We start from the raw sequence: 21939 nt of genomic DNA on the forward strand, positions 1-21939 counted from the left end.
ACCTGCCTGCGAAAGCCATTGGGGACAACACACATGGGAAAGCTGTTCGCCACTCTTGGATGCGTCGTCGGCCTGGCCGCCGCCACCGGCACGGTGCACGCGGCCGACGATGCCGCCAGCCGCTTCCACGCGATCTACACGCAGGAATGGGCGTGGCGCCAGGCCCAGTTCCAGGGCCAGGACGACGAGGACAGCCAGGGCGCGCCTGCCGACCACCTGCCCAGGGTCGACGCCGCCACCCAGACCATGCGCGAACGCTACTGGGCCGACGTGCTGAAGCAGCTCGATGCGATCAAGCCGACCGAGCTGCATGGCGAAGACGCGGTGAACTACGCGGTCTATCGCTTCCAGATCGAGACCCTGCTGGCCGACCAGCGTTTCCGCACCTGGGAAATGCCGTTCAACAGCGACTCGGGTTTCTGGAGCGATCTCGGCTTCACCGCGCGCGCCAGCTTCACCACGCTGCAGCAGTACAAGGACTACATCGGCAAGCTGCGCGACATACCGCGCTACTTCGGCGAGGAAACCGACAACATGCGGCTGGGCCTGGCGCGCGGTTTCAGCCAGCCCAGGATCATCCTGCAGGGACGCACGCAGTCGATCGGCGACGTGGCCGACGCGCCCGGCGAAGGCAACCTGTTCTACACCCCGTTCAAACACATGCCGGCGATCATTCCCGCCGACGAGCAGGCGCGCTTGCGCGCCGAGGCGCTGGCGGCGATCAAGGATGCCGTGGTTCCCGCGTACGCGAAGCTGCTGCGCTTCATGCAGGACGAGTACATCCCCAAGGCGCGCACCGGCATCGCCGCCGAGGACCTGCCCGACGGCAAGGCGTTCTACCAGTCGCAGATCCGCGAATACACCACGCTGGACATGAGCCCGGACGCCATCCACCAGCTCGGCCTCGAGCAGATGGCGATCATCCACCGGCAGATGCTGGACACGATGAAGCAGGCCGGCTTCAAGGGCAGCTTCGCCGACTTCCTGCATTTCCTGCGCACCGATCCGCGCTTCTACGCCAAGACGCCGGACGAGCTGCTCAAGGACGCGGCGTGGATCGCCAAGCAGGTGGACGGCAAGATCGGCGACTACATTGGCCACCTGCCCCGCCGCCGCTTCGCGATCGAACCGGTGCCGGCCGACCTCGCGCCGATCTACACCGGCGGCCGCGGCGGCCCGGGCATCTACCTGGTCAATACCTACAACCTGCCCTCGCGCCCGCTGTATTCGCTGCCGGCGCTGACCCTGCACGAGTCCTCGCCGGGCCATGCGCTGCAGATGCCGCTGGCGGCGGAGATGACCGGCCTGCCGGACTTCCGCCGCTATTCCTACATCTCCGCCTACGGCGAAGGCTGGGCGCTCTACAGCGAATACCTCGGCCAGGAGATGGGCATCTACCACACGCCCTACGAGCAGTTCGGCTACCTGAGCTACCAGGCCTGGCGCGCCGCACGTCTGGTGGTGGATACGGGTATCCATCACCTGCACTGGACACGCGAGCAGGCGCAGGACTACCTGCGCGAAAACACGGCGCTGGCCGATCACGAGATCGAGACCGAGGTGGACCGCTACATCGCCTGGCCGGCGCAGGCGCTGTCCTATTACCTGGGCGAGATGGCGATACGCCAGGACCGCGAGCGCGCCGAGAAGGCGCTGGGTCCGAAGTTCGACATCCGCGCCTTCCACGACGCGGTGCTGTCCACCGGCTCGGTGCCGTTGCCGGTGCTGAACCGGCGCATCGACCAATTCATCGCCGACGGCGGCAAGTCGCCCTGGGCCGACGACAAGCACGGCAGCTGCAAATCGCCCTGACGAAAGCGGCGCCGGCCGATGCCGGCCGGCGCCAAGTCGACGCTCGCGTCATCACTTTCCACGCCACCGCCGGAGCGCGCCTCATGCCATCGACGGGAAAATTCCATCGCCAGCTCAGCCTCACCGACCTGACCTTCATCGGGCTGGGCGCGATCTTCGGTTCCGGCTGGCTGTTCTCGGCCAGCCACGTCTCGGCGATCGCCGGGCCGGCCGGCATGCTGTCCTGGCTGATCGGCGGCGCCGCCGTGCTGCTACTGGGCATCGTCTATTGCGAGCTGGGCGCCGCGCTGCCCCGCGCCGGCGGCGTGGTGCGCTACCCGGAGTATTCGCACGGGCTGCTGCTGGGCTCGCTGATGGGCTTCATCACCCTGATCGCGTTTTCCAGCCTGATCGCGATCGAGACCGTGGCCTGCCGCCAGTACGCCGCGGCCTGGTTCCCCGCGCTGAGCCGCGATGCGGCGGGTAACCCCACCGTGCTGGGCTGGCTGGTGCAGCTCGCGGTGCTGACGCTGTTCTTCGCGCTCAACTATTCCAGCGTGAAGACCTTCGCCAAGGCGAACAACCTCATCAGCGTCTTCAAGTTCGTGGTACCGCTGCTGGTGATCGTGGTGCTGCTGGCGCACTTCCAGCCGGGCAACATGACTGCGCACGGCTTCGCCCCGAACGGCTTCGCCGGGGTGGAAGGCGCGGTTTCGGCGGGCGGCATCATCTTCGCCTACCTGGGGCTGACGCCGATCATCTCGGTCGCCAGCGAGGTGCGCGACCCGCAGCGCACGATCCCGATCGCGCTGATCCTGTCGGTGCTGCTGTCCACCGTGATCTACCTGCTGCTGCAGCTGGCGTTCCTGGGCAGCATTCCCCCGCACCTGCTGGACAAGGGCTGGGGCGACACCGGCACGCTGTTCTCGCTGCCCTACCACGACATCGCGCTGACGCTGGGCATGGGCTGGCTGGCCACGCTGGTGGTCTGCGACGCGGTGATCTCGCCCAGCGGCACCGGCAACATCTACATGAACGCCACGCCCCGGGTGGTCTACGGCTGGGCGCGCAGCGGCTCGTTCTTCAAGGTGTTCACGCGCATCGACGTCAGGTCCGGCATTCCGCGCCCCGCGCTGTGGCTGACCTTCGCGCTGTCGATCTTCTGGACATTGCCGTTCCCCTCGTGGCAGGCGCTGATCAGCGTGGTGTCGGCGGCGCTGGTGCTGAGCTACGCGGTGGCGCCGATCACCGTGGCGGCGCTGCGCCGCAACGCGCCGGAGCTGCCGCGGCCGTTCCGCGTGCGCGCCCTGGGCGTGCTCGGGCCGGCCTCGTTCGTGATCGCCACGCTGATCGTGTACTGGTCCAGCTGGCAGACGGTGTCGTGGCTGCTGGGGCTGCAGCTCGTGCTGTTCGCGATCTACGTGCCGTGGAGGCTGTCCTCGCCCGACGGCCGCATGCGGCTGCGCCAGGAGCTGCGCTCGTCGTGGTGGCTGGTGGTCTACTACGCGCTGCTGATCGCGCTGTCCTGGCTGGGCACGTTCGGCGGCCGCGGCGTCATCGGCCATCCCTGGGATACCGCGGCCGTCGCCGTGGTCGGCGTGGTCATCTACTACTGGGGCGCCTCCACGGGCCTGCCCGCGCACCTGCTCGACCTGGGCAGCGACGACGACTGAGCGCCGCCCGGATTCCGCATGCCTTCCTTCGAGTAGCCACCATGGACCGTCGCCGTTTCCTGCAAGGCATCGCCGCAACCGGCGTCGCGGCCGGGCTGGCTGCCGCCTCCCGTCCGGGATCGGCTGCCGCAGCCGGCACGCATCCTTCACCGGCGAAGCCCGCGCCTCCGCCGGTGCGCGTGCCGCTGGCGCAGGCGTCGACGCAAGGCTGCCAGGCCGTGGCGCGTTTCGTCGACGACGCGCAATCCTGGGACGTGCTGGAAGATTTCAGCCACCCGGACGGCGACCTGATCCTCGCCAGCGGCGACCTCGCCTGCGTGCTGCGCAAGCGCACCGAAGCCGCCTACGACGAGGCGGAGACCGCCTACCTCGGCATGAAGCTGGCCGATATCGCGCGGGCCGAAGCCGACCTGCTGGCCGAACGCCTGCTGCGGCACGGCGAACCGGACGAACGGGAAGTGCGGCTTGCGGCGCCGCCGCCGGCCGCGCATCTGAACCCGGAGGACTACTACGGCCGCCTGCCCTGGACCACCTTCGTCGGCACCCGCCAGTGCGCCGACACCATGCCGGTGTATACCTCCGGCAGCACGCGCAGCTATCACGCCGACCAGGTATTCGCCGACCTGCACGATCCCATGCGGGTCGCGCATCGCCGCGAAGGATTGCTGGGCGGCTGGCTGCCCGCCGTGCACAAGGTGGCGCCGATCGACCAGGGGCGCTGGTACGACGTGCTGGTGTTCGCCGACGTGGACGCCACCGACCGCTTCGTGGTGCAGACCTGGCATCGCACCGCACTCGTCGAACACGGCAGGCTCGGCCAGGTCTGCTACGGCCACAGCTATCCCGACTACCCGCCGCGGCGGGTGGCGCCGGATGCCGCCGCGTTCTATCGCGCGCTGCTGCGCTTCCACGATGAGTGGCAGCGCGAACTGGCCGATATCAGTCCAGCCACGCTGCCGGCGCCCGGCTGGGCCGACATGGCCCGCCACGCCTTCGCCCGCGAGCTGGTGGTGCGCCCGGGCGGCGACTATCCCAAGTACGGCGCGGTGGACCGCGACTACTACGGCAACGAATACGACGGCTTCCAGGACACCTTCACCAGTTCGCTGTACGCGAACCTGGAGTGGGGCCGCCATACGCAGGCCGCCGCAGTATTGGACGGCTATTTCACCGACTTCGTGCAGCCCGACGGCATGATCAACATGCGCGGCGCCGAGACCGGGCAGTTCGGCCTCACCCTCTCGCTGCTGGCGCGCTACCTGCACTACACCGGCGACCGCGCGCTGCTGGCCAGGCACCGCGACAAGATCGCGGCGACCGCGCAGCTCCTGCTGGAGCTGCACGACGCCAGCCTGCGCCTGCCGCCGGACGATCCGGGCCACGGCCTGATCCACGGCTGGAACGAATCGGACGCCTGCCTGTTTCCCGATCCCCGCCTGTGGTGGAAACCGTACTACGCCAACAGCGCACTGGCCGCGCGCGGACTGGCCGACATCGCCGACGCATGGCCGCAGATCGCCGCTGCCGACGGCGCCGCCACGGCCCGCCGCTGGCGGGAGCGAGCCGACGCGCTGCGCGAGCAGACCGTGCGGACGCTGCGCGCCAACGTGCGCCACGACCTCGAGCCACCCTACGTCGGGCCGCTGCCCGGCGTGCGGCTCACCTTCCGCGAATCGCTGGCCCGCGAAAAGCCCAGCGAACAGCAGTGGCCGCACCGTGCCTACGCCGAGCTGCTGCAGGCCGACGTGCTGCCCGACGAGCTGGCCCACCTCGTGATCGACTGCATGCGCGGGCATGGCGCCACCAGCATCGGCGTGGTGGCGAACATCGGACCGCCGGACGACAAGAGCCGCGACATCCTCGGCTTCATTTCCTACGGCTATGCGCAGCAGCTGCTGCGGCTCGACCGGATCGACGAATACCTGCTGTTCCTGTACGCGCACCGCCACCACGCGCATACGCCGGGCAGCTGGACTGCCGGCGAGGTATCGGACATCGGCGGCGGCATGCCGCTGTTCTGCATGCCCGCGCAAATGACCATACCGTTGCTGCTGCGCTGGATGCTGGTGTTCGAGGACAGCGCCGGCCGCACCCTGTACCTGGGCCGCGCCGTGCCGCGCGCATGGCTGGCCAGCCGCGAACCGATCGGCATCGACAACGCCCCTACCCGCTGGGGCCGCACCGGCTTCCGCCTGCAGGCCGCGCAGGACGGCACGATCCACGGCACGGTCAACCTCCCCGGGCGAAGCGCGCCCGCGGAGACCTGGCTCAGCCTGCGGCTGCCGGCCGGCAAGCAGCTGGCCGACGTGGAACTCGACGGCCGGGCGGCAAGCGCCGATGATCGCCGCGGCGACGCCGTACGACTCCGCGGCACTCCCGGCCAGTCCATCCGCATCCGTGCCCGCTGCAGCTGATCCATTCCCGCCGACCGCCACCGCCATCGAGGTTCCCATGCGCCTGTACCGCACCGCACTACTCGCCGCCAGCCTGCTGGCCTGCAGCACCGCCATGGCCACGGCGCCACAGGCCCACGCGGCTACGGTCGCAGCCACGCCGCCGATGGGCTGGAACAGCTGGAACTTCTTCGCGGAGAAGGTCAGCGACGCCGACGTGCGCGCCGCGGCCGACGCGCTGGTCAACAGCGGCATGCGCGACGCCGGCTATGTCTACGTGAACATCGACGACGGCTGGCAGGGCGAACGCGACGCGCAGGGCACGATCCATCCCAACGCGCGCTTTCCCGACATGAAGGCGCTGGCCGACTACGTCCACGCCCGCGGGCTGAAGCTCGGCATCTACAGCTCGCCGGGCAGCAAGACCTGCGCCGGCTACACCGGCTCGCTGGGGCACGAGGCCCAGGACGCACGCACCTATGCCAGTTGGGGCGTCGACTACCTGAAGTACGACCTGTGCAGCTACATCGAGGACGTGATGCAGGCCAAGGCGCCGAACGATCCCGACCAGCAGATGCGGCTGATGATCGCGGCCTACCGCACGATGCACGATGCCTTGCGCACCGCCGGCCGGCCGATCGTGTTCTCGATGTGCCAGTACGGCTGGGACGCCTCGTGGGAATGGGCCGCCGGCCCGGACATCGGCGCCAACCTGTGGCGCACCACCGGCGACATCACGCCGGAATGGGACCGCATCTACGCGATCGCCTCGCAGCAGGCCGGCCTGGCCCGCTATGCGGGTCCCGGCCACTGGAACGACCCCGACATGCTGGAAGTCGGCAACGGCAAGCTCAACGACGCGGAAAACCGCGCGCACTTCAGCTGGTGGGCGATGCTGGCCGCGCCGCTGCTCGCCGGCAACGATCTCGCCCACATGCCGGCGCCGGTGAAGGCGGTGCTGACCAACAAGGCCGTGATCGCGATCGACCAGGACCCGCTGGGGCGGCAAGCCACGCGCGCCTACGCCGAGGGCGAGACCGAAGTGTGGACGCGTCCGCTCCAGGGCGGCGGCATGGCCGTCGCGATCTTCAACGTGGGCAGCGACCGCCATGCCGGCACGCATCCCTTCCACCTCGACCTCGCGCGGCTCGGCCTGCACGGCGCGCAGCAGGGTACCGATCTCTGGAGCGGCAAGCCGCTGACGCTGAGCGAACACATGCCGATCGCGCTGCGCCACCACGACGTGCTGATGGTGCGGATCGACCAGCCGCATTGAAGCCCCAGGCCGTGCCGCCCGCATGGCGTCACGCATGTCGCGGCGGCTTCGCGCCATTCCGTATGGCCGTCCGTTCAATTCGCACTACCACAAGAACTATGCAGGATTCCGCACGCCAATTCGGCAATTGACACAAGACGGCTTGTCCACATGACGGCAGGATGAAAGCGTGCATCGGGGGATGCGCGCATTCGCGCCAGGGGTTGCTCCGCTGGCGACATCCAGGCTTTCGGGGATCGGGCATGTCAGACGACGCGGGATATCGCAGGCAGTTTCTCAAGGGCGCGGCCACGGCGCTGGCGTCCGCCATGCTGGCGCCCAGGGCGCTCGCCTTCGCTCCCGACGTGGCCGATCCGCCGCCTTCCGCCACGGTCGCCGGCGCCGCCCCGGCCTCCCGCGAACAGCCTGTCTACCGCATGCAGGGTTTCCCCCTGAACCAGGTACGCCTGCTCGACGGCGAGTTCGCCACCGCGGCCGCCGCCAACCTGCAGTATCTGCGCAGCCTGCCGGTGGACCGGCTGGCGCACAGCTTCCGCGTGCAGGCCGGCATCGCCTCGCACGCCGCACCGCTGGGCGGCTGGGAAAAACCGGACTGCGAATTGCGCGGCCATTTCAGCGGCGGCCATTACCTGTCCGCCGTCGCGCTGGCCTGGGCCAGCCACGGCGACCGGACGCTGAAGGAACGGGGCGACCAGCTGGTCGCGGCACTCGCCGCCTGCCAGCAGGCCAACGGCTACCTCAGCGCATTCCCCGAAAATTTCTTTGACCGCCTCAGCCGCGGCCAGAAGGTGTGGGCGCCGTTCTACACCATCCACAAGATCCAGGCCGGCATGCTCGACATGTACCTGCATGCCGGCAACCAGCAGGCGTTGCAGGTCGCCACCGGCATCGGCAACTGGGTCGTGCGCTGGCTCAACGGCTTCTCCGACGACGAGATCGCGCACATCCTGAAAGTGGAATACGGCGGCCTCAACGAATCGATGTACGAGCTGTACGCCGTCACCGGCAACGACCGCTACCTCGACGCCGCGCACCGCTTCGACCAGGCCTCGCTGTTCGTCCCGCTGGCGGCCCATCGCGACGAGCTGCAAGGCCTGCACAGCAACACCCAGGTGCCCAAGATCATCGGCGCGGCACGACGCTACGAGCTGACCGGCGAACCGCGACACCGGCGCATCGCCGAATTCTTCTGGGAAACCGTCACCCGGAACCGCACCTACGCCACCGGCGGCTCCAGCAACGACGAGTTCTGGAAGACCGGGCCGGGCGACCTCAAGGGGCAGCTCGGGCTCTACAGCGCCGAATGCTGCGTCGCCTACAACCTGCTCAAGCTCACCGATCACGTCTACCGCTGGAGCGGCGACCCGCGCGCCTTCGACTACTACGAGCGCACGCTCTACAACGCGCGCCTGGGCACCCAGGACGACGACGGCATGAAGCTCTACTACTACTCGCTGCGTCCGGGCGGAGCGAAGGTGTTCAACACGCCCACCGATTCGTTCTGGTGTTGCACCGGCACCGGCGCCGAGGAGTTCGCGCGCTTCAACGGCAGCATCTATTTCCGCGACGGGCAGGATCTCTACGTCAACCTGTTCATCCCCTCCGAACTGGAATGGCCGCAGCAGAAACTGACCCTGCGCCAGGAAACCGCTTTCCCGCGCGAGCCGCGCACCCGCCTCAGCCTCAAGCTGGGCGCACCGGCCCGCTTCGCCCTCAACCTGCGCGTGCCCGAATGGATCGGCCCCGATGCCAGGGTGCGTCTCAACGGCGAAGCCCTCGACGTGTTCGCCTCGCCCGGCAGCTACCTGACCCTGCAACGCGAATGGCACGACGGCGACCGCATCGAACTCGAACTGCCGATGCGGCTGCGCAGCGTGGCCCTGCCGGGCGACGACAGCCTGCGCGCGATGCTGTACGGACCGCTGGTGCTGGCGGCGCGCCTCGGCAGCCATGGCCTGACCCATGCCATGCAGTACACCGGCATGTGGGCCACGCCCGATCCCGAACCCAAGCCGGAACCGGCGCCCCGGATCGCGTCGGACAAACCGGACGACACCGGCTGGATGCGCATCGTGTCGAAAGACGAACTGCGTTTCGAAGCCACCACCCGCCAGGGCACCGTTGCCGTGGCGCCGCTGAACAGGATTCAGGGCGAGCGCTACGCGGTGTACTGGCAAAACGCATCGGACGCATCCGACAGCAGTTGAATGCGTGACGCGTCGATCGCCCCCGCGATGGACGCATCCATGGAACGAACCGAAGGGGCGGGCAACCGCCTCCGGGAGCCCGTGTGCCCGTCGGCAGGTATCGCCATGCAACAGGCCGGCACGGACACAGCGCCACCACCCGTAGCGCAAGGCCGGTTGCACCGCTCCAGCCTGCGCCATCCACACACCACGCCGCCCTTCATCCCGCGGCCCACCACGCGAGGACCTCACACCATGGAATCCACCGTCCGCCTGCCCGATCGCGCACCTTGTCGACGCTCCACGCTGATTGCCCACGCCGTTCGTCTTGCGCTTGTGCTCGGCCTGGCGGGCGGCAGCCTCGTCTTGCACGCGGAGGATGCCGGCACCGCGCAGGGCACCCATGCGGACAGCACCGACACCACGCCTGAACCCGCGAAGGCCAAGAACCTCGGGGCCGTCACCGTCACCGGCTCGCTGATCCGCCGCGTCGATGCCGAAACCTCGAACCCGGTGGTGACCATCGACAGCAGCCAGATCAGGAACAGCGGCAAGCCCACCCTGGGCGACCTGGTGCAGCAACTGCCCGCGGTCGCCGGCAATGCCACCAATCCGACGATCAACAACGGCGGCGGCACCGGCGCCTCGACCATCTCGCTGCGCGGCCTCGGCGACAACCGCACCCTGGTGCTGGTCAATGGCCGGCGCCTGGCCTACGACGACGTCAACAGCATTCCGGCCAACATGATCGAGCGCATCGAGGTGCTCAGCGACGGCGCCTCCTCGGTCTATGGCTCGGATGCGATCGGCGGCGTGGTCAACTTCATCCTGAAGGACCACTACCGGGGCGTGCAGCTGGGCAGCAGCTACGGCCAGAGCTCGCGCGGCGACGGCAACCGGCGCGACTTCAGCGTATTGGGAGGGCTGGGCGGCGACCGCTACAACCTGATCTTCGGCGCCACCCAGCAGAGCGTCAACGGCATCACCGCCAGCGCGCGTTCCTATTCGCGGAATGCGCTGGCGCTGAAGAACGGCGAGGTGGCCAAGCTGGGTTCGTCCACCGTGCCGACCGGCCTGATCGAGAACGCCGACGGCACCTACGTCACCTTGAACCCGGGCGTCGGCGGCATCACCACGCTGTCCGACTACCACCCGTTCGGCAAGGCCGACTCCTACAACTACCAGCCGTTCAACCTGATCGAGACGCCGCAGAAGCGAACCAACCTGTCGCTGGTCGGCAGCTTCAAGATCACGCCGAACGTCGAAGCCTACACGAACCTTTTCTATACCCGGACCGTGGCGTCGTCGATCATCGCGCCGGTGCCGATCGTCGCCAACGCGGACGACTTCTTCGTTTCCAGGAACAACTACTACAACCCGTTCGGCATCGACTTCGGCACCGACCGCACCACCGGCCAGAGCGCCCACGACTTCAACACGCGGCTGTCCTCGCTGGGCAACCGCGACTTCGTCAACAAGACCTACGACCTGCAGTTCGTTGCCGGCCTGCGCGGCAGCTTCGGCGAAAGCAGCTGGCAGTGGAACGCCGACGTCAACTACGGCAAGGTCAAGCAGAAGACCGAAAACAACGGCTTCCTCGGCTACGCCGCGCTCCAGCAGGGCCTGGGGCCGTCGTTCCTGGACAGCGGCACCGGCGTGGTGACCTGCGGCACGCCGTCCGCGCCGATCGCCAACTGCACGCCGATCAATCTCTTCAACATCAACGACCCCACCACCGTCGCGGCGCTGAAGAAGATCGTGGTCGATCCGGTCACCTACTACCACTACACCATGAAGCAGTTCGAGGCCAGCGCCAACGGCGAGCTGTTCGACTTGCCGGCCGGCCCGGTCAACCTGGCCGCAGGCGTGTCCTACCGCAAGGAATCGCAGGTCGACGGCACGGACACCCCGATCGCCACGGCGATCACCTCCGGCGACTACGCGGGCCTGTGCGGCGTGGTGGAAGAATGCGGCACCGTGCTGCACGGCAGCTACAACGTCAAGGAAGCCTACGCGGAAACGCTGATCCCGATCCTCGCCAACCAGCCGTGGTTCTACTCGCTGAACCTGGACATCGGTTCGCGCTATTCCAACTACAGCCTGTCGGGCAGCACCACCAACAGCAAGGTGGCGCTGGAATGGCGCCCGATAGCCGACCTGCTGCTGCGCGGCACGGCATCCCAGGTGTTCCGCGCCCCCAACATCGGCGAACTGTATGCCGGCACCAGCGGCGGCGCCCTCGCGGCCACCGACCTCTGCAACGGCTACACCGGCGGCCATGCGCAGGCTTGCGTCAACGTCCCCACCGACGGCAGCTTCGAGCAGAACAACCCGCAGCTCGGCGTCAAGGGTTCCGGCTCCGTGGCCGCCGGCTACAGCCTCAAGCCCGAGCACGGCAAGTCCTTCGACTTCGGCCTGGTCTACGACCCGCACTGGCTGCGCGGGCTGTCGTTCAGCGCCGACGTCTGGCGCATCAACCTCAACGACACCATCGTCGACGGCATCGACCCGACCACGATCCTCAACGAGTGCTATTACAGCGAGAAGCTGTGCGGCCTGATCCATCGCTCCGGCAACGGCCAGATCAGCTACATCAGCGTGCCCACGGTGAACCTGGGCCAGACCTGGGCCAAGGGCGTCGACGGCAGCGTGCAGTACAGCTTCGCCACCGAGCGCTACGGCAAGTTCAACGCCAGCCTCAACGGCACCTACATGGCACGCTACGACGTCGATCCCGCACCGGGCGACGCCAGCGTGGCGGTGGTGCACTGCGCCGGCTCCTTCTGCCCCTCCTATGGCGAGTTCCCGCGCTGGCGCGGCCTGGGCACGCTGAACTGGAGCCGCGGCCCGTGGAGCGCCAGCTGGACGCTGCGCTACATCGGCCGCACCAAGGTGGGCAGTGCCGACCTGTCGCAAAGCTATTCGGCCGACGAAGGCAGGGACGGCGTGGTGCACAGGATCGGCGCGTACGTCTACAACAACCTGTCCGCCAGCTACGAGTTCGGCAAGTACCACACCACGCTGTCGGTCGGCGTCGACAACATCGCCGACAAGCAGCCGCCGATGTTCTACCAGTGGGGCAGCAACTCGAACACCGATGCCTACACCTACGACCTGATCGGCCGCTATTACTGGGCTCGCGCCACCGTATCGCTGTGATGCGGAAGTCCTGCTCCCGGGCGGCCGAGGCCGCCCGGGAGATCATCGGTCGCGACCGCGCGCAGCGGCGGTGGCAACGGGCAGGTTTCGATGCGTATGCGGCGGAGACACGACGCGGCGGCGGTTGAGCCGCTCGTCTCGATTCAGCGCTCCAGGCCAGCCTGGGCGATGAAGGCATCCAGCAGCGCGCCACGGTATTTCTGGCGGTGGACCAGCATGGAAAGCTTGCGGCGCAGGTCGAGGAAGGGCGTCTTCAGCGCCTTCAGTCTGCCGGTCGCCAGCGCGTCGGTGACCGCCACCTGCGGCAGGCAGGCGATGCCCAGGCCGGCGATCACCGCCTGCTTGATCGCCTCGATCTGGTCCAGCTCCAGCACGGTGTCGCCGGGCGGCAGCTGCGACAGCACGCGCTCGCTCGTGGCGCGGGTGGCCGAGCCCGGTTCGCGCATCACCCAGCGCGCGCCGGCGAAATCCGCCGGCTTGAGCCCGCGCCTGCGCGCCAGCGCATGGTCGGGCGGGGCGCACACCACCAGCAGGTCGTCGCGCCACGGCCGCACTTCCAGTTGCGGATGCGTCACCGGCCCTTCCACGCAACCCAGGTCCAGGCTGTGGTCCAGCATCGCCGCGGCGATCGCGTCGGTGTTCGCCACGCGCAGGCGGATCGCCACCTGCGGCTGGGCGCGCACGAACGCGCCCAGCAACTCGCCCACCCGGTAGTTGCCCACCGTGTTGCTGGCGCCGATGCGCAGTTCGCCGGACAGCGCGCCGCCGTCCTCGCGGCCGCGGCGGCCGAATTCGGCGTGGCGCTCCAGCAGTTCCTGCGCCAGCGGCAGCAGCTCGCGACCGCGCGGATTGAGCCGCAGCCGGCCACGCTCGCGGGCGAACAAGGGAGCATCCAGCTGCCGCTCCAGCTCGGCCAGCGCCATGCTGGCCGCCGGCTGGGTCAGGTACAGCCGCCCGGCCGCGGCGCGCACGCTGCCCAGCAGCGCGATCTGCACGAACACCTTGAGCTGGCGCGGGCTGATGTTGTTCATCAGCTGATCTTATAGGATCGATCAGATTTTCCAAGTTTTGCTGATTGGCTGGCGCGTGGACAATGGCGCAACTCCCCGCAGCGCTTCGCCCCATGAACACGCCGCTCGCCACCGCCGTCGCCCGCCCCAGCCTGCGCAGCCGCGCACCCGGGCTCCTGCTGGCGGTCGCCATCGCGCTGCTCGCCTGGTGGCTGGGCCGGCGGCTGCCGCTGATCGGCGGCCCGGTGATCGGCATCCTGCTGGGCATCGCGGTGCGCAACCTGTTCTCGCCCGATGCGCGCTTCACGCCGGGCATCGCCTTCGCCGGCAAGCAGGTGCTGCAGTGGTCGATCATCGCGCTGGGTTTCGGCCTCAGCCTCACCCAGGTGGCGAAGACCGGGCTGGAATCGCTGTCGGTGACCCTGGTGACCCTGACCGTGGCCTTCACCACCGCGTGGGCGCTGGGCCGCTGGCTGGGCGTGCACGACAAGCTGAAGGTGCTGATCGGCGTCGGCACCGCGATCTGCGGCGGCTCGGCGATCGCCGCGGTCACGCCGATCATCAAGCCGGACGACCACGACACCGCGTTCGCGATCTCCACCATTTTCCTGTTCAACGTGGTGGCGGTGCTGCTGTTCCCGCTGCTCGGCCACCTGCTGCACCTCAGCGACCTCGGCTTCGGCCTGTGGGCCGGCACCGCGATCAACGACACCTCGTCGGTGGTGGCGGCCGGCTACAGCTACAGCCACGCGGCGGGCGACTACGCCACCATCGTCAAGCTCACCCGCGCCACGCTGATCATCCCGATCTGCCTGATCCTCGCGTTCGCGACCGCCGTGCGCGAGAAGAAGAGCGGCGCCGCCGACTTCAGCCTGCGCCGCATCTTCCCGTGGTTCATCCTGTGGTTCCTGGTGGCCTCGGCGATCCGCACCACCGGCCTGATCCCCGCCGCCGTCCTGCTTGCGCTGCACGACCTCGCCGAGTTCCTGATCATCGTGGCGCTCACCGCCATCGGCCTCTCCGCCAACCTGCGCAGGATGATCGCCAGCGGCCCCCGCCCCATCCTGCTGGGCCTGGGCGTGTGGGCCGCGGTGTCGGTCAGCAGCCTGGCCGTGCAGTTGCTGATCGGGCGGCTTTGACGCCGCGGCGTTCGCATCTCGCGAAGCGGGCGCGCAGCACAGGGGCCGCCTAGCCCGGCAGGCTGACCACCGACTGGAAGCCGCCGAAGATCATGCGCTTGCCGTCGAAAGGACAGTCGGCGGCGGCCTCCATGCGCGGGTCCTGCATGAATTTCGCCATGCCCGCATCGCGGGTGGCCTTGTCCGGCCATTCCACCCAGGAGAACACCACGGATTCGTCCTGCGTCGCCTGCACGGCGCGGCGGAAATCGGTGAGCTTGCCGTCGGGCACGTCGTCGCCCCAGCACTCCACCACCCGGATGGCGCCGCACTCCAGGAAAATGGCGTCGAAGGTGCGGGCGTGCGCGATGAACTTGTCGCGGTTGGCATTGGGTACGGCGATCACGAAACCATCGACATAGGACATGGCGGTCTCCTTGGCTGACGGGTGGCCGAGAGGGTCACCTTCATGGATGCAACGAATGGGCGACTGCAGGATCGACACGGGTTGCTTGGGGAGCTGCCCGCGGCAGTCCGAACGCGGACGTCGCGAGCCTTCACGGTTCCTTGATCAGAACGCCGCGTAACTCTTGCTCAACGACGACAGGAACTGCTTCCGCAGCTTCCCGACTTCGTCGCGTACGCCGCGCAGCCCTTCGGCCGTCGGCGTGCTGTGCCTGAGCATCATCTCGTCCCTGAACGAGCCGATGGCGAGGTTGATCTCGTTGAGATACTTGACGGGCTCGGTTGCGCCGATCAGGCGAAGGCCGGCGACCACGGCGTAGATCTGGTCCTTCGCCTGCATGAGGATCTCGTCCGCCGCCATCACGGACTTCCACTGCGCCTCGGAGAAGTAGGGCTTCGGCGGATGGAGGCCCTCGAACATCCCGCCCAGCGTACCGGTCAGTTCGCGCCAGGCGCGCATGAATTCCTCGCTGCGCTCGGAGGCTTTTTCGAGTATGTCCATACGCCGCAGGACCGCCACCTTGCGCATCTCGCTGCGGTGGCTTTGCCTGGCCAGCACGTAGGCACTGATGCCGGAAGCAGCCGCGCCCAGGCCGATCTTGATCGTCGTATCCAGCAGATCGTAGACGTCCATACGCCCTCCCCGCAGACAGAGAACCCTTCAGCAACCGGCGATCTGAACACCCCTGCGGCAGCGAACGGCAATGGACGCCGTGTCTGCCCTGGATGAAAGCGGGCATCAAGGCCTCAAGCCTTCCCCTGCTCCACCAGCGTCAAGGCCACCTTGTCGCGAAGGTACACCGGAAGCGCCTGTTCGGGGGGGCGCGCGCGGCCGGCCCGGTACTCGCGGGCGGCGAGTTCGGCGACGTGGACGGCCTGGGGGTAGCGGGCGCCGTCGGCGAAGCGGGGTTCGCTGCCCAGGCGCTCGCGCAACACGGCTTCGTAGGTGGCCCAGCCGCTGCCCACCACCTGCCAGGCACGGGCTTCGGGCAGCAGCAACGCGTCGGCGGTGCAGACGCGTTCGTGGTCGAGCGCGAGCAGGCCGCCTTCGCCGTCGCGGCGGTAGCAGGCGGCGTAGATCTCGCCCATGCGGGCGTCGATCGCGGCGAGGATGGCGGTGTCGGCGTCGCCGTCGTCCGGCGCTTCCAGCGCGAGCGCCGCGAGCGAGGAGACGGTGACCACGGGGAGGTCCAGCGCCAGCGCCATGCCCTGCGCCAGCGAGATCGCGAGGCGCACGCCGGTGAACGCGCCGGGGCCGCGACCCACGGCGATCGCGTCCAGCGCGTGGCGGCCGAGGCCCGCCTCGGCCAGCAGCTCGTCGGCCATCGGCAGCACGCGTTCGGCATGGCGACGCGGTGCCAGCTCGCTGCGTGCGATCACGGTATCGCCGTGGACCAGGGCGACGGAGCAGGCTTCGGTGGCGGTTTCGATGGCAAGCAGGTTCATGGCCGCTCCATGATAGCCGCTGGCGCTTCGCCCAAGGCCGGCGTGTGGGCGTACCAGTCGATGCGGCGGGTGAGATACATCAGCAGGGCCACGGTGACGAGCAGCACCAGTGCGCCGACCAGCAACGCGTATTGCTCGGCGGCGATCAGGCCGTAGAGCATCGCGTAGGTGAGCGCCACCACGCCGCCCAGCAACCCGCCGGCACGCCGCGCGCGCAACACCGCGGCCGCGTAGCCGCCCACGATCAAGGCCACCGCCGCCGCCGCGACCGCGTAGGCCGGGCCGAAGCCGATCTGCTCGGAAAGCGCCAGCAGCACCACGTAGAACGTGGCCAATGCCATGCCCACCAGCAGGTATTGCACGGGATGCACGCGCAGCCGCTTCAGCACCTCGAACAGGAAGAACACCACGAAGGTCATCGCGATGAACAGCAGGCCGTACTTGCCCGCGCGCACGTTGCGCTGATAGACGTCCACCGGCTGGTACAGCTGCACGCCGAAGTCGGAGGACGACAGGGCGCGCGCCACGCCTTCGTCGCGTTCGTCCCAGTGCTGGCCGTAGCTGCGGTTGAGATCGAGCAGGTGCCAGTGTGCGCTGAAGCCGTCGGGGCCGATGTCGCGCTCCAGCGGCAAGGCCGCGCCGGTGAAGCCGGGATCGCGCCACGGCGCGCGCATGGTCACGTCGGTGCTGCGCGCCAACGGCAGCAACTGCATGGACTCGGTGCCGGCCAGCTTGAGCGTGATCGCCACGTCGATGGACTGGTTGCCCAGCGCGTCGAGGTCGATCGGCACCACCACGACAGGCCAGGAGCCGAAGCGTTCGGCGGACGATTCGAAGCGCACCGGCTTGCCGTTGACGGTCAGCTCGTCCACCTGCTGCAGGCCGCGCAGGTCGGCCACCGGCAGGCGCAGCTCGGCCTTGCCGCCCTGCCATGCCGCATCGCTGGCCGTGCGGAACTGCGCGAGGTCCGCGGCGCGGAACGCGGCCTGCAGCTTCGTCGTGGCCACGAAGACGGGCGCGGAGTAGATGCCGTACTGGCGCGTGGACGTGGCCAGCGTCGTATCGACGTGCAAGGTGTCCGCGAGAACGGTCTCGCTGCCCGCGCGCCACTGCGGCGCCTGCCCCTCCGGCGCGACCAGCCGGCGCGTGGGTATGACCAGCACCGGGCCGCCCAGCACCTGCGCGCCGCCCCAGCCCTGCGCGATCTGGGCGATGGCCTGCGTGCGCATGGCCAGGCGCTCCGTCACCAGGCCGCTCACTTTCAACAACGGTATGGTCATCAGCAGCGCCAGCACGCCGATGCCAAGCACCTTGGCCGTTGCGCTCTGCATCCATTTGCCCATGTCACGACTCCTTCGATCCGGAGCGTGCATCACAGCAGCGCGCGATGTCCTGCCCCGGGCGGCGCGTGGCGGCGAATGGGCATGATGTGGCTTTTACGCGGCAGCAAGGCTGTCCCGCGTGATGCCGGCGATCGATTTCGCCCCGGTCAGCGTCATCGCCACGCGCATCTCGGCGGCGACGAGGTCGAGCAGGTGCGCCACGCCCTGCCCGCCGGCCGCGGCCAGCGCATAGACGAAGGGACGGCCCAGCAGCACGCCGTCGGCGCCCAGCGCCAGCATGCGCACCACGTCGAGGCCCGAGCGCACGCCGGAATCGGCGAGGATGGCGAGCTTGCCCTTCACCGCATCGGCGATGGCAGGCAGCGCGCGCGCCGAGGACAGCACGCCGTCCAGCTGGCGTCCGCCATGGTTGGAAACCACGATGCCGTCGGCGCCGAACTGCACCGCCTCCAGCGCATCCTGCGGGTCGAGGATGCCCTTGAGCACCATCGCGCCCTTCCAGGATTCGCGTATCCACTGCAGGTCGCGCCAGCCGATGGCGGGATCGAAATTCTTGCCCAGCCAGCCGATGTAATCCTCCAGCCCGATGCGATGGCCGAGGTAGGCGGAGACGTTGCCGAGGTCGTGCGGCCGGCCGCGCAGGCCCACGTCCCACGACCAGCGCGGATGGCACACGGCCTGCCACATGCGGCGCAGCGCGGCATGCGGGCCGGACATGCCGGAATGCCGGTCGCGATAGCGCGCGCCCGGCACCGGCATGTCCACGGTGAACACCAGGGTGCGCACGCCGGCCGCCCACGCGCGGTCCAGCGCGTTCTTCATGAAACCGCGGTCCTTGAGCACGTAGAGCTGGAACCAGATCGGCCGCGACAGCTCGCGCTGCACTTCCTCGATGGGACACACCGACACCGTGGACAGGGTGAACGGCACGCCCTTGGCCGCCGCCGCATGCGCCGCCTGCACTTCGCCGCGACGCGCATACATGCCGGTAAGCCCTACCGGCGCCAGCGCCACCGGCAGGCTGAGCCTTTCGCCGAAGAGTTGCGTGGAGAGATCGACCTCGCCGACTTCGCCGAGCACGCGCTGGCGCAAGGCGAGGCCGCGCAGGTCCTCGACGTTGCGGCGCAGGGTCTGCTCGTCGTAGGCGCCACCGTCGATGTAGTGGAACAGGAAGGGCGGCAGGCGGCGCTGGGCGGCCGCGCGGTAGTCCATCGTGGAGGAAATGATCATGCGCGGCACTGTGCTACGCGCCGCCGCCTCGCGCAACGCCAGCGATTCATTCCGCCGCGGCGATGGCCGCGCGCAATTGCCGGTAGCCCTGCACCAACCGCGGACCGGGGCGGCCGAGGAAGGCCTCGCTGATCGCGTGGATGCGCCCGGCGACGACGGCCGGCACGTGCTTCCAGCCCTCGCGCCGACGCACCACGTCGGCACGGTAGTTCTCCACCTTCACTCCGCACCAGCTCATCGCCACGATGTCGGGCATGGCGGCGGCCGCCGCATCGTGGGTCAGCGGCACGCTGCGGGCATCCACCTCGCCCCACGGGTTGCGCCCGCCCGCACGCACGATGAGGTCGTTGACCCAGGAGCGTTGCGCGGGAGCGATCACCGGCTTCGGCCACCACTCCACCAGCACGGCGGGGCGCGGCCCCTGCGGTTCGACGTGCGGCATCGCGGCCTCCATCCGCGCCACCAGCGCGTCGCCCTGCGCCGGCACGCCCAAGGTTTCTGCGATGCGGCGGATATCGCCGTACACGTCGTCCAGCGACTGCGGATCGCATACCAGGGTCTGCAAACCCGCCGCCTGCAATGCCGCCACCACGCGCTCGTGGCCGGGCACGGTGAGCGAGGTCAGCACCAGGTCGGGTTCGAGCCTGAGTACCGCGTCCACGTCGAGATCGAGGTCGCGCCCCGTCTTCGGCAGGCCGGCGACGAGCTCGGGCGGATGGTCGGAATCCGCATCCACGCCGACCAGCATCCGCGCGCAACCCAGCGCGCAGACGATCTCGGTGTTGGAACAGGTGTGGGAGAAGATGCGCATGACGGGGATTCCGGAGGACGCTTCGCGCCCGGCTCAGGCCTCCGCCACCACGGTGCCCTGGTGGAACACGATCTTCCAGCCGTCGGGATCGCGCCGCCAGATCGTGGCGCGGCGCGTCACGCGTTCGCCCTGACGCAAGGTGTAGGTGAGCAGGTAGACCGCGTCGGCCAGCTGGCGGCAATGGAACTCGCCGGTTTCCCACGGGTCCGGTTGCGGATGCCGCTGGCGCTCGTCCAGCACGTCGAGCACGTGCTCGCGGCTGTAGCGGCGGCCCGATGCGCCCACTTCCCGGAAATCTTCCGCCGTCATCGCGAGGTGGTCGGCACGCGTGCTGCCGAATTCGGGACGATGGAAGATCGGCTCGCGCTGTCTCAACTCATCCAGCACGGGCAGCAAGGCGGGATCGGTGCGCAGATCGGGTTCCGTGCTCATGCGGCGGACTCCTCGTGGCTCTCGGCAAGCGGCGCGAAGAACGCCTGCACGTCGGCCAGCGCACGCGTGCGCGGCATCGGCGGCAGGCTGGCGAGGAACAGCTTGCCGTAGCCCTTGCCCGTGATGCGCGGATCGCACAGCACCAGCACGCCGCGGTCGGTGACGCTGCGGATCAGCCTGCCCGCGCCCTGCTTCAAGGCGATCGCCGCAGCCGGCACCTGCCAGCCCATGAAGGGGTTGATGCCCTGCTGCTCCAGCGCTTCCAGCCGCGCGACCAGCACGGGATCGTCGGGCGCGGCGAACGGCAGCTTGTCGATCACCACCACGCTGAGCGCGTCGCCCACCACGTCCACGCCTTCCCAGAAACTCGCCGCGCCCAGCAGCACGCCGTGGCCGGAATGGCGGAATTCCTCCAGCAACTGGTGGCGCGGCGCCGTGCCCTGCACGAACAGCGGCCAGGGCACGCGCGTGGCCAGCAGTTCGGCGGCGCGGCGCAGCGCGCGGTGCGAGGTGAACAGCAGGAAGGCGCGGCCGTTCGAGGCCTGCAGCACCGGCAGCACGGCGTCGAGCACGCGCTCGGTGTGGTCGCGCGCGGCCGGATCGGGCAAGCCTTCCGGCAGGTAGCACAGCGCCTGCCGCGCATAGTCGAACGGGCTTTCCAGCAACAGCGTCTGCGGCTCGTCGAGGCCGAGCTGGTGCGCGAAGTGGTCGAACCGCCCGGCCACCGACAGCGTGGCCGACGTGAAGATCCACGCGGCCTCGCTGCGTTCGCGCATGGCGCGCAGCGGCGCAGCGAGATCCAGCGGCGTGGCATGCAGCGCGAAGCCGCGCGGGAACAGTTCGTACCAGCGCACGTCGCGTTCGGACGCCTGCTCGACGATGCGCTCCAGTCGTTCGGCCAGCAGCGTGGCGCGCTCATGCGCATTGGCGAGCCCGCGCGAGCGCTCCGCCTGCGAGGCGAGCAGGTCGGCGAGCGTGGCCAGCAGTTCGCTGACCTCGTGCAAGCCCTCGCGCACGGCGGCCACGGCTTCGAGCGCACCGAACGCGCCGCGCGTCGGCAACGGCTCCATCGCCAGGCGCAGGCGACGCAGCGCGTCCTGCAGCGCCTCCACCGGCTCCAGCAGCAGGCCGATCGCGCCGGTGACGCCGCTGCATTCGCGCAGCACGTCCTGCGCCAGCTCGCTCAACTGACGCGCGCTCACGCTCTGCGAGAAGAACTGTCCAGCCAGTTCGGGAATCTGGTGCGCCTCGTCGAGGATGAAGGCCGAGGCGCTGGGCAGGATTTCGCCGAAGCCTTCCTGCTTCAACGCGAGGTCGGCGAACAGCAGGTGATGGTTCACCACCACGAGCTGCGCCTCCTGCGCTTCGCGGCGCGCCTTCACCACGTGGCAGTCGTCGTGGAACGGGCACTCCACGCCGAGGCAGTTCTCCGGCGTGGAGGTGACGCGCGGCCACAGCGGCGATTCCTCCGGCACCTCGGCCAGCTCCATGCGGTCGCCGCGGCGCGTGCGCGCGGACCAGGCGCGGATGGTCGCCAGCTGCGCGGCCTGTGCCTTGTCGAAGCTCGCCCCCTCGCGCACGCGCCGCGGCGACCGCATGGAGCTGG

The 21939-nt window shown here is 69.0% G+C and carries 16 protein-coding genes; 7 read left to right on the plus strand and 9 right to left on the minus strand.

Translation table 11 applies throughout. The features are described from left to right. The first annotated feature begins 33 nt into the window (after positions 1-33). The 6 genes from PCA_RS12295 (at position 34) to PCA_RS12320 (ending at position 12478) form a co-directional block, all read left to right on the plus strand. On the plus strand, positions 34-1812 hold the full coding sequence (locus PCA_RS12295) for a DUF885 family protein (RefSeq protein ID WP_181302910.1): 1779 nt from the start codon (positions 34-36) through the stop codon (positions 1810-1812). Positions 1813-1895: 83 nt separating this feature from the next. Then, positions 1896-3464, plus strand: coding sequence for an APC family permease (locus tag PCA_RS12300; protein WP_181302911.1), 1569 nt, complete (start codon positions 1896-1898; stop codon positions 3462-3464). Between the two features lie 41 nt (positions 3465-3505). Then, on the plus strand, positions 3506-5878 hold the full coding sequence (locus PCA_RS12305) for a Tat pathway signal protein (RefSeq protein WP_181302912.1): 2373 nt from the start codon (positions 3506-3508) through the stop codon (positions 5876-5878). Between the two features lie 37 nt (positions 5879-5915). After that, on the plus strand, positions 5916-7133 hold the full coding sequence (locus PCA_RS12310; protein WP_181302913.1) for a glycoside hydrolase family 27 protein: 1218 nt from the start codon (positions 5916-5918) through the stop codon (positions 7131-7133). Positions 7134-7375: 242 nt separating this feature from the next. Continuing rightward, complete coding sequence (locus PCA_RS12315) at positions 7376-9340, plus strand: glycoside hydrolase family 127 protein (RefSeq protein ID WP_181302914.1); 1965 nt, start codon at positions 7376-7378, stop codon at positions 9338-9340. A 234-nt stretch (positions 9341-9574) separates the two neighbouring features. Beyond that, positions 9575-12478 (plus strand): TonB-dependent receptor, encoded by a 2904-nt coding sequence (locus PCA_RS12320; protein WP_181302915.1) that lies wholly within the window; start codon positions 9575-9577, stop codon positions 12476-12478. 143 nt (positions 12479-12621) lie between these two features. Here the strand turns inward: PCA_RS12320 and PCA_RS12325 are convergent, their stop codons facing one another. After that, positions 12622-13509, minus strand: a complete 888-nt coding sequence (locus tag PCA_RS12325) for a LysR family transcriptional regulator (protein WP_181302916.1) — start codon at positions 13507-13509, stop codon at positions 12622-12624. Between the two features lie 92 nt (positions 13510-13601). Here PCA_RS12325 and PCA_RS12330 point away from each other — a divergent pair, with 92 nt between their 5' ends. Further along, complete coding sequence (locus PCA_RS12330; protein ID WP_181302917.1) at positions 13602-14627, plus strand: putative sulfate exporter family transporter; 1026 nt, start codon at positions 13602-13604, stop codon at positions 14625-14627. Between the two features lie 49 nt (positions 14628-14676). On the opposite strand, the gene PCA_RS12335 is transcribed toward PCA_RS12330, so the two are convergent. The 8 genes from PCA_RS12335 to PCA_RS12370 all read right to left on the minus strand — a co-directional run. Next, entirely contained in the window at positions 14677-15033 is a 357-nt protein-coding gene (locus tag PCA_RS12335; protein WP_181302918.1) for a DUF1428 domain-containing protein, read from the minus strand. Between the two features lie 144 nt (positions 15034-15177). Beyond that, positions 15178-15705, minus strand: a complete 528-nt coding sequence (locus tag PCA_RS12340; protein ID WP_181302919.1) for a hypothetical protein — start codon at positions 15703-15705, stop codon at positions 15178-15180. Between the two features lie 113 nt (positions 15706-15818). Beyond that, positions 15819-16517 carry a tRNA (adenosine(37)-N6)-threonylcarbamoyltransferase complex dimerization subunit type 1 TsaB gene (gene tsaB / locus PCA_RS12345; RefSeq protein ID WP_181302920.1) on the minus strand — a complete coding sequence of 233 codons (699 nt, stop codon included), beginning with the start codon at positions 16515-16517 and terminating at the stop codon, positions 15819-15821. Further along, a complete protein-coding gene (gene creD, locus PCA_RS12350; RefSeq protein WP_181302921.1) occupies positions 16514-17860 on the minus strand; it encodes a cell envelope integrity protein CreD in 1347 nt (448 codons plus the stop codon). Before creD ends, tsaB begins: the two co-directional genes overlap by 4 nt. 93 nt (positions 17861-17953) lie before the next feature. After that, the gene (gene lldD / locus PCA_RS12355; RefSeq protein WP_181302922.1) at positions 17954-19090 is read right to left on the minus strand and encodes an FMN-dependent L-lactate dehydrogenase LldD; all 1137 of its coding nucleotides are present in this window, start codon (positions 19088-19090) and stop codon (positions 17954-17956) included. 46 nt (positions 19091-19136) lie between these two features. Then, positions 19137-19901 (minus strand): helical backbone metal receptor, encoded by a 765-nt coding sequence (locus tag PCA_RS12360; protein WP_181302923.1) that lies wholly within the window; start codon positions 19899-19901, stop codon positions 19137-19139. A gap of 33 nt (positions 19902-19934) precedes the next feature. Further along, positions 19935-20333, minus strand: coding sequence for a DUF4440 domain-containing protein (locus PCA_RS12365; RefSeq protein ID WP_181302924.1), 399 nt, complete (start codon positions 20331-20333; stop codon positions 19935-19937). Further along, positions 20330-21939 (minus strand): ATP-dependent DNA helicase (locus PCA_RS12370; protein WP_255436826.1); only part of this gene is annotated, 1610 nt, incomplete at its 5' end. The genes PCA_RS12370 and PCA_RS12365, both read right to left, overlap by 4 nt.

Origin of the sequence: Rhodanobacter sp. PCA2, from assembly GCF_013620825.1 — a bacterium.
Classification (GTDB): domain Bacteria; phylum Pseudomonadota; class Gammaproteobacteria; order Xanthomonadales; family Rhodanobacteraceae; genus Rhodanobacter_A.